General features: G+C 70.6%; 15 protein-coding genes. All 15 read left to right on the forward strand.

The window, feature by feature from the left end; translation table 11 throughout:
• Positions 1-18: 18 nt before the first annotated feature.
• Complete coding sequence (locus C9992_RS18295) at positions 19-1,524, forward strand: primosomal protein (RefSeq protein ID WP_235007872.1); 1,506 nt, start codon at positions 19-21, stop codon at positions 1,522-1,524.
• The gene (locus tag C9992_RS00350) at positions 1,524-2,561 is read left to right on the forward strand and encodes an HAD-IIA family hydrolase (RefSeq protein WP_106813631.1); all 1,038 of its coding nucleotides are present in this window, start codon (positions 1,524-1,526) and stop codon (positions 2,559-2,561) included. Before C9992_RS18295 ends, C9992_RS00350 begins: the two co-directional genes overlap by 1 nt.
• A gap of 48 nt (positions 2,562-2,609) precedes the next feature.
• Positions 2,610-2,768 carry a hypothetical protein gene (locus C9992_RS18150; protein WP_200826190.1) on the forward strand — a complete coding sequence of 53 codons (159 nt, stop codon included), beginning with the start codon at positions 2,610-2,612 and terminating at the stop codon, positions 2,766-2,768.
• A complete protein-coding gene (locus C9992_RS00355) occupies positions 2,765-3,565 on the forward strand; it encodes a TlyA family RNA methyltransferase (protein ID WP_106813632.1) in 801 nt (266 codons plus the stop codon). Before C9992_RS18150 ends, C9992_RS00355 begins: the two co-directional genes overlap by 4 nt.
• Complete coding sequence (locus tag C9992_RS00360; protein ID WP_106813633.1) at positions 3,562-4,614, forward strand: NAD kinase; 1,053 nt, start codon at positions 3,562-3,564, stop codon at positions 4,612-4,614. The genes C9992_RS00355 and C9992_RS00360 overlap by 4 nt, the downstream gene beginning before the upstream one ends.
• Positions 4,611-6,302 (forward strand): DNA repair protein RecN, encoded by a 1,692-nt coding sequence (gene recN / locus C9992_RS00365; protein ID WP_106813634.1) that lies wholly within the window; start codon positions 4,611-4,613, stop codon positions 6,300-6,302. The genes C9992_RS00360 and recN overlap by 4 nt, the downstream gene beginning before the upstream one ends.
• 17 nt (positions 6,303-6,319) lie before the next feature.
• Complete coding sequence (locus C9992_RS00370; protein ID WP_106813635.1) at positions 6,320-8,038, forward strand: CTP synthase; 1,719 nt, start codon at positions 6,320-6,322, stop codon at positions 8,036-8,038.
• The gene (locus C9992_RS00375; RefSeq protein WP_235007874.1) at positions 8,035-8,712 is read left to right on the forward strand and encodes an NUDIX domain-containing protein; all 678 of its coding nucleotides are present in this window, start codon (positions 8,035-8,037) and stop codon (positions 8,710-8,712) included. The genes C9992_RS00370 and C9992_RS00375 overlap by 4 nt, the downstream gene beginning before the upstream one ends.
• A 1-nt stretch (position 8,713) precedes the next feature.
• Positions 8,714-9,667, forward strand: coding sequence for a site-specific tyrosine recombinase XerD (gene xerD, locus C9992_RS00380; RefSeq protein ID WP_106813636.1), 954 nt, complete (start codon positions 8,714-8,716; stop codon positions 9,665-9,667).
• A gap of 101 nt (positions 9,668-9,768) precedes the next feature.
• Complete coding sequence (locus C9992_RS00385; RefSeq protein ID WP_106813637.1) at positions 9,769-10,659, forward strand: ParA family protein; 891 nt, start codon at positions 9,769-9,771, stop codon at positions 10,657-10,659.
• Between the two features lie 43 nt (positions 10,660-10,702).
• A complete protein-coding gene (locus tag C9992_RS00390; protein ID WP_106814555.1) occupies positions 10,703-11,518 on the forward strand; it encodes a segregation and condensation protein A in 816 nt (271 codons plus the stop codon).
• Positions 11,508-12,140 carry an SMC-Scp complex subunit ScpB gene (scpB, locus tag C9992_RS00395; RefSeq protein ID WP_106813638.1) on the forward strand — a complete coding sequence of 211 codons (633 nt, stop codon included), beginning with the start codon at positions 11,508-11,510 and terminating at the stop codon, positions 12,138-12,140. The genes C9992_RS00390 and scpB overlap by 11 nt, the downstream gene beginning before the upstream one ends.
• Before the next feature lie 97 nt (positions 12,141-12,237).
• Complete coding sequence (locus tag C9992_RS00400) at positions 12,238-13,083, forward strand: pseudouridine synthase (RefSeq protein ID WP_106813639.1); 846 nt, start codon at positions 12,238-12,240, stop codon at positions 13,081-13,083.
• Positions 13,084-13,114: 31 nt separating this feature from the next.
• A complete protein-coding gene (locus C9992_RS00405; protein WP_407662198.1) occupies positions 13,115-14,257 on the forward strand; it encodes a prephenate dehydrogenase in 1,143 nt (380 codons plus the stop codon).
• The gene (gene cmk / locus C9992_RS00410; RefSeq protein ID WP_235007876.1) at positions 14,250-15,044 is read left to right on the forward strand and encodes a (d)CMP kinase; all 795 of its coding nucleotides are present in this window, start codon (positions 14,250-14,252) and stop codon (positions 15,042-15,044) included. The genes C9992_RS00405 and cmk overlap by 8 nt, the downstream gene beginning before the upstream one ends.
• Position 15,045 lies beyond the last annotated feature (1 nt).

Here is a 15,045-nt window from a genome sequence, read left to right on the forward strand (position 1 = left end):
ATCCAGGAGGATCGAACAATGGCAGAGCACGAGCCGCGCGATGATCGACGCGCGCCGCGCGAGCGATCCGGCAGCCGCAAGCCGTCGTCGGCACGAGCCGACCGTACGTCGAACGGGCGCGAGGGGGACCGCAAGCCTTACGCGAAGCGCGACGGCGATCGTCCGTACGGTGCGCGCGCCGGTGACAAGAGGTCCTCTGGGCAGCGCGACGCCGACCGCAAGCCCTACGTCAAGCGTGACGGTGACCGTCCGTATCAGAAGCGTGACGGTGACCGTCCGTATCAGAAGCGTGACGGTGACCGTCCGTATCAGAAGCGTGACGGAGATCGCCCGTATCAGAAGCGTGACGGTGACCGTCCGTATCAGAAGCGTGACGGAGATCGCCCGTATCAGAAGCGTGATGGTGACCGCCCGTACGCGAGGCGTGACGGTGACCGCAGGACGTACGACCGGGGTGCCCGGCCGACCCGCGGCGGCGCCGACCGGCCCGACCGTGCCGTGCGGGAAGGCGAGATCCGTCCTGTCCGGCCACGTCACACCGATCCGGTCATCCCGGAGGACGTCACTGCGAAGGACCTGCCCGCGTCGGCACGCAACGAGCTGAAGACGCTGAGCAAGGAGAACGCCGACCAGGTGGCCCGCCATCTGGCGATGGCCGCTCAGCTCATCGACGAGGACCCCGAACTGGCCCACCAGCATGCTCTGTCGGCATCCCGTCGCGCCGGGCGGATCGCCGTGGTCCGCGAGACCCTCGGCATCACCGCCTACGCCACCGGGGATTTCTCGTTGGCGCTGCGCGAGCTCCGCACCTACCGGCGGATCTCAGGACGAGACGACCAGATCGCGCTGATCGTCGACAGTGAACGAGGAGTGGGGCGGCCCGACCGCGCGCTCGAGGTGGGGCGTTCCGTCGACCGCACCACTCTTGACACGCCCGTGCGGGTCGAACTCGCCATTGCAATGTCCGGCGCCCGCTTGGATCTGGGCGAGACCGAGCGCGCCCTGCAGGAGCTCGACATCCCGGAACTCGACCCCGATCGCGCCTTCGCGTGGAGTCCCGCCCTCTTCGCGGCACGCGCGTCGGTGCTGGAGGAGCTCGGGCGTCTCGACGAGGCCGACCAGTGGCGCCGTCGGGCGGTCGTCGCCGGCGAGGCGCTCGATGCGGCATCCGGCCTGGGCGATCTCGAGACGGTCTACGTGGAGGAAGTCCTCGAGGAGCCCGACGAGGTCACGGATTCCGAAGAGGTGACGGAGCCTGAGGAGGTGGCGGAGACCGACGAGCCCGCCGCCTCGGTGCAGCCGGAGCCCGAGGAGCCCACGGCCCGGGTCGAGCCGGCGGCCGAGCAGGAGGAGATCGCCGGGACCGACGGTGAGGAGTCCTCTGAGCAGAACGTCGGGCAGGCTCCGACGATCGCCGACGAAGTCGCCGAGATCCTCATCGAAGCCGGTGTCGACGAGCCCGAGGCGCCCGGGCGGTCGTCCAACGGCGGCGCGAAGGGCGGCGAGAGCGAGGACGAGGACTGATGGCCCTCTTCTCCCGGCGTGCGTCGACGCCTGCCCCGATCGACGGCGTCGACGTGGTGCTCGCGGACCTCGATGGCGTCGTCTACGCGGGTGCCGGCGCGCTGCCCTACGCGGTGGACAGTCTCAACAAGGCCCGTGACGGACGCGTGCTCGCGTACATCACGAACAACGCATCCCGCACGGACGCGTCGGTGGCCGCGCATCTGAGCGAGCTCGGGCTGGCGACGGCGCCCGGCGACATCGTCACCAGTCCGCAGGCGGCGATGCGTCTGCTCGTGCAACGCATCGCCCCCGGGTCGACGGTGCTCGTCGTAGGCGGCGACGGTCTGGTCACCGAGGTGGAGAAGGCCGGCTTCGTGGTCACGCGCAGCGCCGACGACGCGCCCTCGGCGGTCGTACAGGGGTTCGCGCCCGAAGTCGGCTGGACGCAGCTGGCTGAGGCGGCCTATGCGCTGAAGGTTCCCGAGGAAGAGGGCGGGATCCCCTGGATCGCGACCAACACCGACTGGACGATCCCGCAGGCGCGGGGCCTCGCTCCCGGCAACGGCACGCTCGTGTCGGCGGTGCACACCGCCGTCGGGCGCCTGGCGACCGTCGCGGGCAAGCCCGAGGTGCCGATCTTCCAGGAAGCGGTCGCACGTTTCTCTGCCCGGCAGCCGCTGTTCCTCGGTGATCGGCTGGACACCGACATCCTGGGCGCCAACCGCGCGGGCATCGCATCGGCGCTGGTGCTCACCGGCGTCGACCGGCCGAAGCACGTGCTCGCGGCGCCGGAAGGTTCGCGGCCGACATTCATCCTCGGTGACCTGCGCGAGCTGCACGAGCCGTACCCGGAGGTGTCGGTGAAGGGCGGTGTCGCGACGGTGCGAGAAGCGCGCGTCGCGATCGACGGCGCCGACGTGCGCGTCCTCAGCGAAGGCGACCGCCCCATCGATCTGCTGAGGGCCGGCGCGGCGGCGATCTGGTCGACCGGGCGTGCGATCTTCGGCTTCCGCGTGCCGGAGCAGCTGTACGCGGACCCCTTCCACCGGCCTTGACCGACGGCGCATCCCGGCTCTGTCGCGGCGTCGCCGTATCCTGGGGTCATGGATCAGCCCCGCGACCGTGAGGACGAGACCGGCGACCTGCTGTCGACCCTCGAGGTGATCGAAGCGCAGCCGCTCGCCACGCGCGCCGACGCGTACGACGCGCTGCACGACACGCTCGCCCGTCGCCTCGAGGCGACGCCCGGCACCCCGTCATGACGAGCCGCCTCGACGCCGCCCTGGCCGCTCGAGGACTCGCCCGATCGCGCACGCACGCGGCCGGTCTCATCGCGGAGGGGCTCGTGACAGTGGACGGGCGTCCCGTCGTGAAGCCCTCCGCCCAGGTCTCCGACGACAGCGTCATCGACGTCGCCGCCACCGATCACTACGTCAGCCGCGCGGCGCACAAGCTCCTCGCGGGTCTCGACGCGTTCGACATCGACGTGCGCGGGCGTGTCGCATTGGACATGGGCGCCTCCACCGGCGGCTTCACGCAGGTGCTGCGCGAACGTGGCGCAAGCCCTGTCATCGCCGTGGACGTCGGTCACGGTCAGCTCGCGGCATCCGTCGCCGAGGATCCGGGCGTGATCTCTGTCGAGGGGTTCAACGTCCGGTACATGACGCGGCAGACCGTCGTCGAGGCGAGCGGTGTGGACGAAGCGCCGTCGGTCATCACCGGCGATCTCTCGTTCATCTCGCTGAGCCATGTGCTGCCCGCCGCGACCGCGGTGTCAGCGCCTGACGCCGACCTCGTTCTGCTGGTCAAACCGCAGTTCGAGGTGGGGCGCACCGCGGTCAAGGGCGGCCTTGTGACCAACCCCGTGCTGCGGGCGGATGCCGTTGCGCGCGTGCTGTGGTCCGCGTGGGATGCGGGTCTTGGCACGTGCGGGCTGGTCGCTTCGCCGATCGTCGGCACGCACGGGAATTCCGAGTACATCGCCCATCTCGCTCCGGGCCGCGGGAGCAATCCGACAGAATGGTTGGACACCGTGAACCGACTGGCGGGGAGCCGATGAACAACGCTGACGCGCGGGCCGACACGCACACCGACGCGCGGGCCGCGCGCAGCATCCTCGTCGTCGCGCATGCTCATCGCAGCGACACCGTCACCGCCGCCGAACGTGTCGTGGCGGCGCTGCGGGCCGCCGGTGCCACGCCGGTGCTCGCCGCAGATGACCGCGACGAGCTCATCGCCGTCGGCCCCACCCTCGGCGACGTGGCGATCCTCGGCGTGGACGTCGCCGTCGCCGACATCGAGCTGGCGATCGTCCTCGGCGGCGACGGCACCATCCTGCGCGCCGCTGAACTCGTCCGTGACGGCAGCGCCCCCGTGCTCGGCATCAACATGGGACACGTCGGCTTCCTCGCCGAGATCGAACGCGACGACATGGACGAGGCCGTCCGCCGCGTGATCGCCCGGGAGTATGAGGTCGAGGAGCGCATGGCGCTGCAGGTGCGTGTGAAAGACACGGCGGATTCGGTGATCTACGAGACCTGGGCGCTCAACGAGGCGACCGTCGAGAAGGCGAGCCGCGAGCGCCTGCTCGAGGTCGTCATCGAGATCGACGGGCGGCCGCTGTCGACGTTCGGCTGCGATGGCATGGTGGTCTCGACACCGACCGGGTCGACCGCCTACAACTTCTCGGCCGGCGGGCCGGTGATCTGGCCGACCGTCGAGGCGATCGCCGTCGTACCGCTGTCAGCCCACGCGCTGTTCGCCAAGCCGCTCGTCGTCGGCCCCGAGCACGCCGTGGCGATCGAGGTTCTCGAGCGCACCAATGGCACCGGCATCCTGTGGTGCGACGGCCGGCGCTCTCATGACCTGCCCCCGGGGGCGCGCGTCGTCGTCCGGCGCTCCGACCGCCCGGTGCGCTTGGCGCGCCTGCATCCGTCGCCTTTCACCGATCGACTCGTGCGCAAGTTCCGTCTCCCGGTGGAGGGCTGGCGGGGTCCGGCGGCCATCACCGGTGTGCTCCCGGTGCGAGACGTCAAGGCGGATGCCGCGACCGCCGACGTCGCGGGCACGACGACGCGCCCGGCCGCGACGCCGGGGGTCGAGCCGTGATCGAGGAGATGCGCCTGCGTGATCTGGGCGTCATCGCCGAGGCCACGCTGCCCATCGGACCCGGGTTCACCGCCATCACGGGCGAGACAGGCGCCGGCAAGACGATGGTCGTGACGGGGCTGGGACTGCTTCTCGGGCAGCGCGCGGATTCGGGAGCTGTCAGGGCGGGGGCTTCCCAGGCCACGGTGGATGGCGTGTGGATCGTGCCGGAGGACGGTCCGGTCGCCGAGCGGGTGCGGGAGGCCGGCGGCGATGTGGAGCCGATCGGCGACGGCCGCGCCGAGCTGTACGTCGGCCGCTCGATCTCCAGTGAGGGCCGGGGGCGCGCATCGGTGGGTGGGCGAGCGGCTCCCGCCGGGGTGCTCGCGGATCTCGCCGACGAACTCGTGGTCGTGCACGGCCAGTCGGACCAGCTGCGGTTGCGCTCGGCCGCCGCGCAGCGCGACGCGCTGGACCGGTTCGGCGGCGAAGCGGTGCAAAGCGCCCGCGAGACCTACCGACGCGCCTATGAACGCTGGCGCACCGTCGACCGGGAGCTGTCGCAGCTCACCGAGGATCGCGACGCGCGCGCTCGCGAGGCCGAGGAGCTTCGCGCGCAGCTCGCCGAGATCGAGCAGGCGGCTCCCCAGCCGGGCGAGGACGCCGAGCTCATCGCGCGCGCGGAGAGACTCGCCAACGCCGAGGAGCTGCGGCTCGCCGCCGCCTCGGCGCACGACGCGCTCTCGGGGGACGGCGACGTCCCGGACGCCGGCTCCCTGCTGGCCGAGGCGCGCCGCGCTCTGGAGCGGGTGCACGACCCGGCGCTCGAAGACCTTGCAGGACAGCTGGCCGACCTCGGCTATCGGGTCGCCGACGTCGCCGCCGCGTTGGCGGGGTACCTCGCGGATCTCGACGAATCCGGTCCGCACGAGCTGGCGGCTGTAGAAGAGCGCCGTGCGGTGCTGTCCGCGCTCGTCCGCACGCACGGCTCGCTGGAGTCCGCCATCGAGCTGCTCGACACCGGGTCACTGCGACTGGCTGAGCTCGATGACGATTCCGGTCGCATCGAGCGGCTGGCCGAGGAGCGGGATGCCGCGGCATCCGCTCTCGACGATGCCGCCGGCGCGCTCACGGCCGCGCGCACCGAGGCCGCCGGGCGGCTGGGAGCGGCCGTGACCGCAGAGCTGCGGGAGCTCGCGATGCCGGATGCGCGGCTCGAGGTGGCGGTGACGTCCGGTGCCGAGTCGGCCTCTGGACGCGACGATGTGGCCATCCTCCTGGCGCCGCACCCGGGTGCGGAGCCGCGCCCGGTCTCGCGAGGGGCGAGCGGCGGCGAGCTGAGCCGCGTCATGCTCGCGATCGAGGTCGTGATCGCGGCCGTCGATCCCGTCCCCACGTTCGTGTTCGACGAAGTGGATGCCGGCATCGGCGGCGCGGCGGCGATCGAGGTGGGACGGCGCCTGGCCCGCCTGGCACGGTCGTCGCAGGTGATCGCGGTGACCCACCTGGCTCAGGTCGCGGCGTTCGCGGCCAACCACCTGTCGGTGGTGAAGGCCAACGACGGCTCGGTCACGGCATCCGACGTGCGTCGCCTGGAAGGCGCGGAGCGCGAGGCCGAGATGGCGCGACTGCTCTCGGGCATGCCCGACTCCGATGCCGCCCTCACTCACGCCCGCGAGTTGCTCAGCCTCCGCACGGACGCCGACTGATAGGATAAAAGCCCGTGATGCAGACTTCTGGTTCTTCCCGCGGCGACTCTTCGAACGACACCACCAAGCACATCTTCGTGACCGGTGGTGTCGTTTCCTCCCTGGGCAAGGGCCTGACCGCCGCGAGCCTCGGGAACCTCCTCACCGCGCGCGGGCTGCGTGTCGTGATGCAGAAGCTCGATCCATATCTCAACGTGGATCCGGGCACCATGAACCCGTTTCAGCACGGCGAGGTCTTCGTCACCGACGACGGCGCCGAGACGGATCTCGACATCGGCCACTACGAGCGGTTCCTCGACATCGAGCTGAGCCAGGCGGCGAACGTCACGACCGGGCAGATCTACTCGCAGGTCATCGCGAAGGAGCGGCGCGGCGAGTATCTGGGCGACACGGTCCAGGTCATTCCGCACATCACCGACGAGATCAAGCGCCGCATGCGCCTGCAGGCCTCGGAGGATCCGCGACCCGACGTCATCATCACCGAGATCGGCGGCACCGTTGGCGACATCGAGTCGCAGCCGTTCATCGAGTCCGCGCGGCAGATCCGTCACGAGCTCGGCCGCAACAACGTCTTCTTCGTGCACGTGTCGCTGGTGCCCTTCATGGGCGCTTCGGGGGAGCAGAAGACCAAGCCGACACAGCACTCGGTGCAGGCGCTGCGTCAGATCGGCATCCAGCCGGACGCACTCGTGCTGCGTAGCGATCGTCCCGTCACCGAGTCGAACAAGCGCAAGATCGCGCTGATGTGCGACGTCGATGAGGGCGCCGTCGTCAACGCCGTCGACGTGCCGAGCATCTACGACATCCCGTCCATGCTCAACGAGCAGGGCCTGGACGAGTACATCGTTCGTGCCCTCGGCCTGTCCAAGGCGGACGACGTCGACTGGTCGCGCTGGCAGCGGGTGCTGAACGCGGTGCACAACCCGAAGCACGAGGTCACGATCGGTCTCGTGGGCAAGTACATCGACCTCCCGGATGCGTACCTGTCGGTCACCGAGGCGCTGAAGGCAGGCGGGTTCGCGCAGGAGACGCACGTCAACATCCGCTGGATCCCGTCGGACGAATGCGAGACCCCGGAGGGCGCGGCGAAGGCGCTGGCTCCGCTGGACGGCATCGTGATCCCCGGCGGATTCGGCATCCGCGGCATCGAAGGAAAGATCGGCGCCCTGCGATTCGCGCGGGAGCAGGGCATCCCGACCCTCGGGATCTGCCTCGGACTGCAGTGCATCGTCATCGAGTACGCGCGCCATGTGGCCGGCATCGAGGATGCCTCCTCCAGCGAGTTCGATCCTGACACCGCGCACCCGGTCATCGCGACGATGGAGGAGCAGATCGACATCCTCGACCACGGGGACATGGGGGGAACGATGCGGCTCGGCCTGTACCCGGCCGACCTGCAGGAGGGGTCGATCGCCGCGGAGGTGTACGGCACGACTCGGGCGTCGGAGCGGCACCGGCACCGCTACGAGGTCAACAACCGCTACCGTGACCAGATCGCCGCGGCCGGCCTGGTCTTCTCGGGCATCAACCCCGACCTCGACCTCGTCGAGTACGTGGAACTGCCGCGCGACGTGCACCCGTACTACATCGCGACCCAGGCGCACCCCGAGCTGCGGTCACGGCCGACCGACCCCAATCCGCTGTTCCGGGGACTCGTCGCCGCGGCGCTCGAGCGGCACCGTTCGAGCGAGCTGTTCGACGTCGAGCCGTTCGAGGCGCAGGAATCCGTCGCGTGACCGACGAGCGCTCCTCCTCACCGCAGCCCGCCGCCGCTGACCCGACGCGCGCCGCTGTGGAGACGTCCGCGCCGAGCGATGCGTCCGAGGGCATCCGCGTGCTCCAGGACGAGCCGTTCGAGCCTCCGATCCTGGCGAGCGATCTCGTGTATCGCGGGCACGTGTGGGACGTCCGCGACGACACGCTGGCTTACGGCGGTGCCCGCATCCAGCGCCAGTACGTCGACCACCCGGGCGCCGCGGCGGTGGTCGCCCTCGATGACGACGACCGCGTGCTCCTCATCCAGCAGTATCGCCATCCGATCCGTCACCGCGACTGGGAGGTGCCGGCAGGGCTGCTCGACGTCGCCGGCGAATCGCCGCTGGAGACGGCCCGCCGAGAGCTCGCCGAGGAGGCGGACCTGGTCGCCTCGTCGTGGGAGCCGCTCGTGAGCATCTTCACCACACCCGGGGGCAACGACGAGGTGGTCCACCTCTTCCTCGCCCGCGGGCTGACGCCCAGCGAGGGCACGCACGACCGCGCCGACGAGGAGGCGGACATCCGCATCGAGTGGGTGCCGCTGCGCGAGGCGGTCGCGGGGGTGCTGGCGGGCCGCCTGCGCAACGGCATCCTTGCGGTCGGCGTGCTGGCCGCTGCCGAACGCGCTCGGGCGGGGGAGTCGTCGGGAGCCTGACATGCGACTCGATCGCGCCGTGGACTCGTATCTTCGCCACATCGCGATCGAACGCGGCCTGTCCGAGAACACCGTGGCCGCCTACCGGCGGGACCTCACGGGGTATGTCGCGTGGCTGAGCGAGCAGGGGGTCGCTGACACCGCCGAGGTGGCCCCGGCGATGGTCGGCAGCTTCATCGCCGACCGCGCGGCGGGTGAGGCGCCCATGGCGGCCTCATCGCTGGCCCGGCTGCAATCGTCGGTGCGGGGGCTGCACCGGTTCCTCGCCCGCGAGGGCATCGAGGCGGCGGACCCGACCGCCCACCTGCGGCCCCCCAAGCAGCCGCGGCGGCTGCCCAAGGCGCTCACCATCGATCAGGTCGAGAGACTGCTGGATGCCGCGGGTCCGGCACCGTCCGCGCCCTCCGACGCCGAGCCGGCCGGCGGGGGAGCGGCTCCGGGCGATCTGTTGGGACTGCGCGACCGCGCGCTGCTGGAGCTGCTGTACGCGACCGGCGCCCGGGTCTCGGAGGTCGTCCAGCTCGATGTCGACGACATGGCGCACGGCGATGTGCTGCGGGTGCGCGGCAAGGGATCCAAGGAACGCATCGTGCCCGTCGGTTCCTATGCGCGCGCTGCCGTCGACGCGTATCTGACTCGCGCGCGGCCGGAGCTGTCACGGCGCGGCAGGGCGACCCCGCGACTGTTCCTGGGCGCGCGCGGCGCGCCGCTGTCACGCCAGAGCGCCTGGCTCGTCATCAACTCCGCCGCCGAGCGCGCCCAGCTGACGGCACACGTGTCACCGCACACGCTGCGTCATTCGTTCGCGACACATCTGCTGCAGGGGGGTGCCGACGTGCGGGTGGTGCAGGAGCTGCTGGGACACGCGTCGGTGGCCACGACTCAGATCTACACCTACGTGTCGGTGGACGCGCTTCGCGACGTGTATGCGACGTCCCACCCACGCGCCCGCTAGTCGCGGCCTGCCTGAGCGGTGTGCTCGCGCGCGGCGCTTCGCTCGGGCATTCCCCCTAGAGCCGACTAGGATCGAGCGAGCACGAGGAAGCGGGAGCACGGGTGGCTGACAGCACGGCGAAGACCAGATCGGGGAAGGCCTCGGAGTCCGAGGTCCCCATCGGGCCGACCGGGCGTCCCTACCAGGGTTTCCCCACTCCGGCGAAGCTGGACGGGCATGGCCCGGCGCGCATCATCGCGCTGTGCAATCAGAAGGGCGGGGTCGGAAAGACCACGACCACCATCAATCTCGCCGCAGCCCTCGCCGGCTACGGTCGCAAGGTGCTCGCGGTCGACTTCGACCCGCAGGGCGCGCTGTCGGCCGGTCTCGGCATCCAGACCCATGAGATCCCGACGATCTACGACCTGCTGGTGGACGGGAAGCTCGATCCGCGTGAGGTGATCGTCCATTCCCGCGTCGAGAACCTCGACGTCGTTCCGGCCAACATCGACCTGTCGGCGGCGGAAGTGCATCTGGTCAACGAGGTGGCGCGCGAGCAGACGCTCTCGCGAGTGCTCCGCAAGGTCGCCAACGACTACGACGTCATCCTCGTCGACTGCCAGCCGTCCCTGGGTCTGCTGACCGTGAACGCGCTGACCGCCAGCCACGGCGTCATCATTCCACTCGAGTGCGAGTTCTTCGCGCTGCGTGGCGTGGCCATGCTCATCGAGACCATCGACAAGGTCCGGGATCGCCTGAACCCGACCATCCGGCTCGACGGCGTGCTGGCAACGATGTACGACGCGCGGACCCTTCACTCGCGCGAAGTGCTGGAGCGCGTCGTGGACGCCTTCGGCGACGACGTGCTCGAGACCGTCATCGGGCGGACCGTGAAGTTCCCGGATGCCTCGGTCTCGGGCATGCCGATCACCGAGTTCGCGCCGGAGCACGCCGCCGCGCAGGCCTACCTGCGACTTGCGCGGGAGCTGGTCGCCCGTGGTGCTGTCGCCTGAGGCCGGGGACGGCTCAACGACCGGGCAGCCGCCGGCGCCCGACATCCTGGGGGACGATGCGGCCGGCGGCGAGCCGGAGGCGGGCTTTCGCGTGTCGCTGTCGAACTTCGACGGACCGTTCGATCTGCTGCTGAGCCTCATTTCGAAGCACGAGATGGACATCACCGAGGTCTCTCTGTCGCTGGTGACGAACGATTTCATCGCGTACCTGCGGGAGCTCGGACCCGACGAGGAGCTGGACGAGGCATCCGAGTTCCTCGTCGTGGCGGCGACGCTGCTGGACATGAAGGTCGCCGGTCTGCTCCCGCAGGGCGAGCTCGTCGATGCGGAGTCGGTCGCGCTGCTGGAAGCACGCGACCTGCTGTTCGCGCGGCTGCTGCAGTACCGCGCGTTCAAGGAGGTGTCGGCCTGGTTCGAGCGATGCCTGCGGCGCGAGGGCGCTCGTCACACTCGCTCCGTGCGGCTGGACGAGAAGTACCGCAAGGCCGTGCCCGAGCTCGTGTGGTCGCTCAGCGTGGACGACTTCGCGGCGCTGGCCCTGCTGGCGATGACACCCAAGGAGCTGCCGCGGGTCGGACTGGACCATCTGCATGCGCCGCTGGTGAGCATCCGCGAGCAGGCGGCGATCGTCGTGACGCTGGTGCGCGATGCCGGGTCGCTGACATTCCGTGAGCTCGTCTCGGGCGTCGCGCAGCCCGGCGTCGTCGTCGCACGGTTCCTGGCGGTGCTGGAGCTCTACCGGCACGCCGCCCTGTCCTTCGAACAGCTCGAGCCGCTCGGCGAGCTCACCCTGCGCTGGAGCGCGCAGCGCTGGAGCGACGAGAACCTCGCGACCCTGGGAGCCGACTATGACAGATGAACTCGATACACCCGCTGCGCGGGCACTCGATCCGGCGGATGGAGGTGACGCACCGCTCGTCGTCGACACGAGCGACGTCGCGCGACGGCTCGAGGCGATCCTCTTGATCGTCGAGGAACCGCAGAGCCTCGTGAGCCTCGCCGCCGCCGTGGGAGCGCCGGTGCCGGCCGTGCGACAGGCCATCGAGTCGCTCGTCGACGACTACGACGGGCGAACCGGAGGTCCGACTCGGGGCTTCGAGCTGCGTGAGGTAGGCGGCGGCTGGCGACTGTACGTCCGCGAGGAGTTCGACGACCTCGTCAGCGAGTTCGTGGGTGGTCAGGCGCCGTCCCGGCTCTCGCAGGCGGCGCTGGAAACCCTTGCGGTGATCGCGTACAAGCAGCCGGTGACGCGCAGTCAGGTGGCCTCGATCCGAGCCGTGAACGTCGATTCCGTGGTCCGGACGCTGCTTGCCCGTGGCCTCATCACGGAGCTGTTCGCCGATGCCGAGACCGGGGCGATCAACTACGGCACCACCGACGCGCTGCTGACGCACCTGGGGATCAACTCGCTCGACGAGCTGCCGCACATCTCGCCGCTGCTGGACGACGGCACCAACGGTTTCGAGGAGGTCGCTCGATGAGCACCCCTCGCCCTGCGGCATCCATGTCCCCATCCCTGGCCTCCATGTCCCGATTGCGTTCGTTCCGCGTTGCGGGAACCATCGAAAGTGGGACACGATGACCGCGCACAACACGAGCGGATCGACTCCCGCTGCCGAGGGCGTGCGTCTGCAGAAGGTGCTCGCGAACGCCGGTGTGGCATCGCGGCGGGTCGCCGAGCAGCTCATCGTGGAGGGACGAGTGAGGGTCAACGGCGCGGTGGTGACCGAGCTCGGCTCACGCATCGACCCCGAGAAGGACCTGGTCGACGTCGACGGCACCGCGGTGCAGCTGGACACCTCCAAGCGCTACGTCATGCTCAACAAGCCGACCGGGGTGGTCAGCTCGATGAAGGACGACCGCGGCCGGCCGGACCTGCGCCGGTTCACCAAGGAGTGGCCGGAACGGCTGTACAACGTCGGTCGACTGGATGCCGACACCAGCGGTCTGCTCGTGCTGACCAATGACGGCGAGCTCGCGCATGTGCTCGCCCACCCCTCGTTCGGAGTGACCAAGGTCTACATCGCCAAGGTGGAGGGTCGCGTCACGGCGCAGACGATCCAGCGGCTGCTGCGCGGCGTGGACCTCGAAGACGGGCCGATCACCGCCGACAAGGCACGGCTCCTCTCCACATCGCCGAACTCGACGGCCGGGGGGGCCGGCGGGGAGTCGCTGGTGGAGCTGACCCTCCACTCGGGTCGCAACCGCATCGTCCGCCGCATGATGGCGGCGGTGGGACATCCCGTCATCGAACTGGTGCGGCGGCAGTTCGGGCCCCTGCACCTGGGAACCCTGCCAGCCGGGCAGGCGCGCGAGTTGACTAAGGTGGAGCGGGGCGCTCTGCTGACTCTCGCGCGCCGTGCGACCTCCTCCGCGCCGGCGGAGGGCGCGTCCGACACCCGCGACGAGCCGCCCGCGACGTGATCATCCCTCGCAGGGCGAACAGGAGACGTAAGTGACCGACACCAGGCCGACCTCCGCGCGCGAGCGTGCGGGCGAGCCCGTGCTCGCGCCGCGCGTGCGCGGCACGGTGCGGATCGTCGGCGCCGGTCTGCTGGGTGCCAGCATCGGTCACGCCCTCACGGCCCGAGGCGTGGATGTCGCGCTGGACGACACCTCGCCCTCGCAGCTGCGGCTGGCCGTCGACTACGGCGCCGGACGACGGGCCACCGATGGTGACGACCCCTCACTGGTCGTCGTCGCTGTGCCGCCGGACGTCACGGCAGACGTGATCGAGCGCGAGCTCATCCGCTATCCGCGCGCCGTCGTGACCGATGTTGCGAGCGTCAAACTGGAGCCGTTGCGCTCGCTCCGTGAGCGTGGCGTCGACCTGACGCACTACATCGGGTCGCACCCGCTCGCCGGCCGCGAGCGCGGCGGCGCGATCTCGGCGCGCGCCGACATCTTCGTCGGGCGCCCGTGGGTGGTCTGCCGTGACGGCGAGACCTCTTCGGCCGACCTGGCCCTCGTCGAGGGACTGGCACTGGATCTCGGGGCCACGCCGATCGAGATGACGCCGGAAGACCACGACCGCAGTGTGGCGCTCGTCTCGCATGTGCCGCAGCTGGTCGCCAGCCTCCTCGCCGGCCGATTCGTGGACGCGCCCGACGGCTCCCTGCGTCTGGCGGGCCAGGGCGTGCGCGACACCACCCGCATCGCGGCATCCGCACCCGAGCTGTGGGTGCAGATCCTCGGGGCGAACGCGGCGCCCGTCGTGGACGTGCTGGATCGGCTGGCAGCCGATCTCGCCGCCGTGGCCGATGCGCTGCGCGACCCCGACGCACCCGGCGCCCGTCGCGCCGTCGCCGACACCATCCGCCGCGGCAACGACGGCGTCGAACGGCTGCCCGGAAAGCACGGCCAGAACCGTCGCTTCGAGCAGGTCGTCGTGATGGTCGATGACACCCCAGGACAGCTGGGCCGGCTCTTCGGAGAGCTCGGCGATCTGGACGTGAACGTGGAGGACCTGCGCCTGGAGCACTCGCCAGGCGCTCAGTTCGGCCTCGCCGAGATCAGTGTCGTCCCGAGCGCCGTGCGCCGCGCCGTCGACGGACTCGAAGCGCGGGGCTGGAAGATTGCGAGCACCACCAATGACTGAGCCCTCGACCCCTCCCGCACGCTCGGGGACGCCGGCCGCAGAGGCCGCGGTGACCGGTGCGGCTGCCGGCGCCGCGAGCGAAGGCACGCCGACGCCGACGGTCGTCGCCATCGACGGTCCCGCGGGCAGCGGCAAGTCCAGCGTCTCCAAGCAGGTGGCGCGGCGCCTCGGCTACGGCTACCTCGATACCGGCGCCGCGTATCGCGCACTGGCATGGCACGCCCTCGAGCACGGCATCGACACGTCGGACGCGGCATCCGTTCTCGACGTCGCGGGCGACTTCGACTACGCGATCTCGCTGGACCCCGACGCGTACTGGGTGCGCGTCGGGCCCGCCGACGTGACCGACGCGATCCGGGAACCCCGCGTATCGGATGCCGTCAGCGGTGTCGCCCGGGTGCCCGCGGTGCGCGAGTCCGTGAACGCGCTGTTCCGACGCCTCGTGGCAGGCTCGGGCCGGACCGGCGTCGTCGTCGAAGGCCGTGACATCACCACCGTCGTCGCGCCGGACGCCCCGGTGCGCATCCTCCTCACCGCCGCGCCCGAGGTGCGCGCGGCCCGGCGCAGCGCCGAGCTGACCACGCAGGATGCCGCGGCCGTCGCCATGGCGCTGCACCGGCGCGACGCGTCGGATTCGGCGGTCGTCGACTTCCTCACCGCCGCGCCCGGCGTGGAGGTCGTCGACTCGACCCACCTGGATTTCGATCAGACCGTGGACGCCGTGCTCGCGGTCATCAGCGCCGCGCAGCGTGAGCCGGCGGTCGACCCCCTTCAGACAGGAGCCTGAG

It is taken from the genome of Microbacterium timonense (assembly GCF_900292075.1).
GTDB lineage: Bacteria > Actinomycetota > Actinomycetes > Actinomycetales > Microbacteriaceae > Microbacterium > Microbacterium timonense.

Bases quoted from the DNA above. Each gene is read 5' to 3' on its own strand.
- C9992_RS00355 (WP_106813632.1), top strand. From the start codon at position 2,765: ATGACGAGCCGCCTCGACGCCGCCCTGGCCGCTCGAGGACTCGCCCGA.
- xerD (WP_106813636.1), top strand. From the start codon at position 8,714: ATGCGACTCGATCGCGCCGTGGACTCGTATCTTCGCCACATCGCGATC.
- C9992_RS00350 (WP_106813631.1), top strand. From the start codon at position 1,524: ATGGCCCTCTTCTCCCGGCGTGCGTCGACGCCTGCCCCGATCGACGGC.
- C9992_RS18150 (WP_200826190.1), top strand. From the start codon at position 2,610: ATGGATCAGCCCCGCGACCGTGAGGACGAGACCGGCGACCTGCTGTCG.
- C9992_RS00370 (WP_106813635.1), top strand. From the start codon at position 6,320: ATGCAGACTTCTGGTTCTTCCCGCGGCGACTCTTCGAACGACACCACC.
- C9992_RS00360 (WP_106813633.1), top strand. From the start codon at position 3,562: ATGAACAACGCTGACGCGCGGGCCGACACGCACACCGACGCGCGGGCC.
- scpB (WP_106813638.1), top strand. From the start codon at position 11,508: ATGACAGATGAACTCGATACACCCGCTGCGCGGGCACTCGATCCGGCG.
- C9992_RS18295 (WP_235007872.1), top strand. From the start codon at position 19: ATGGCAGAGCACGAGCCGCGCGATGATCGACGCGCGCCGCGCGAGCGA.
- C9992_RS00400 (WP_106813639.1), top strand. From the start codon at position 12,238: ATGACCGCGCACAACACGAGCGGATCGACTCCCGCTGCCGAGGGCGTG.
- cmk (WP_235007876.1), top strand. From the start codon at position 14,250: ATGACTGAGCCCTCGACCCCTCCCGCACGCTCGGGGACGCCGGCCGCA.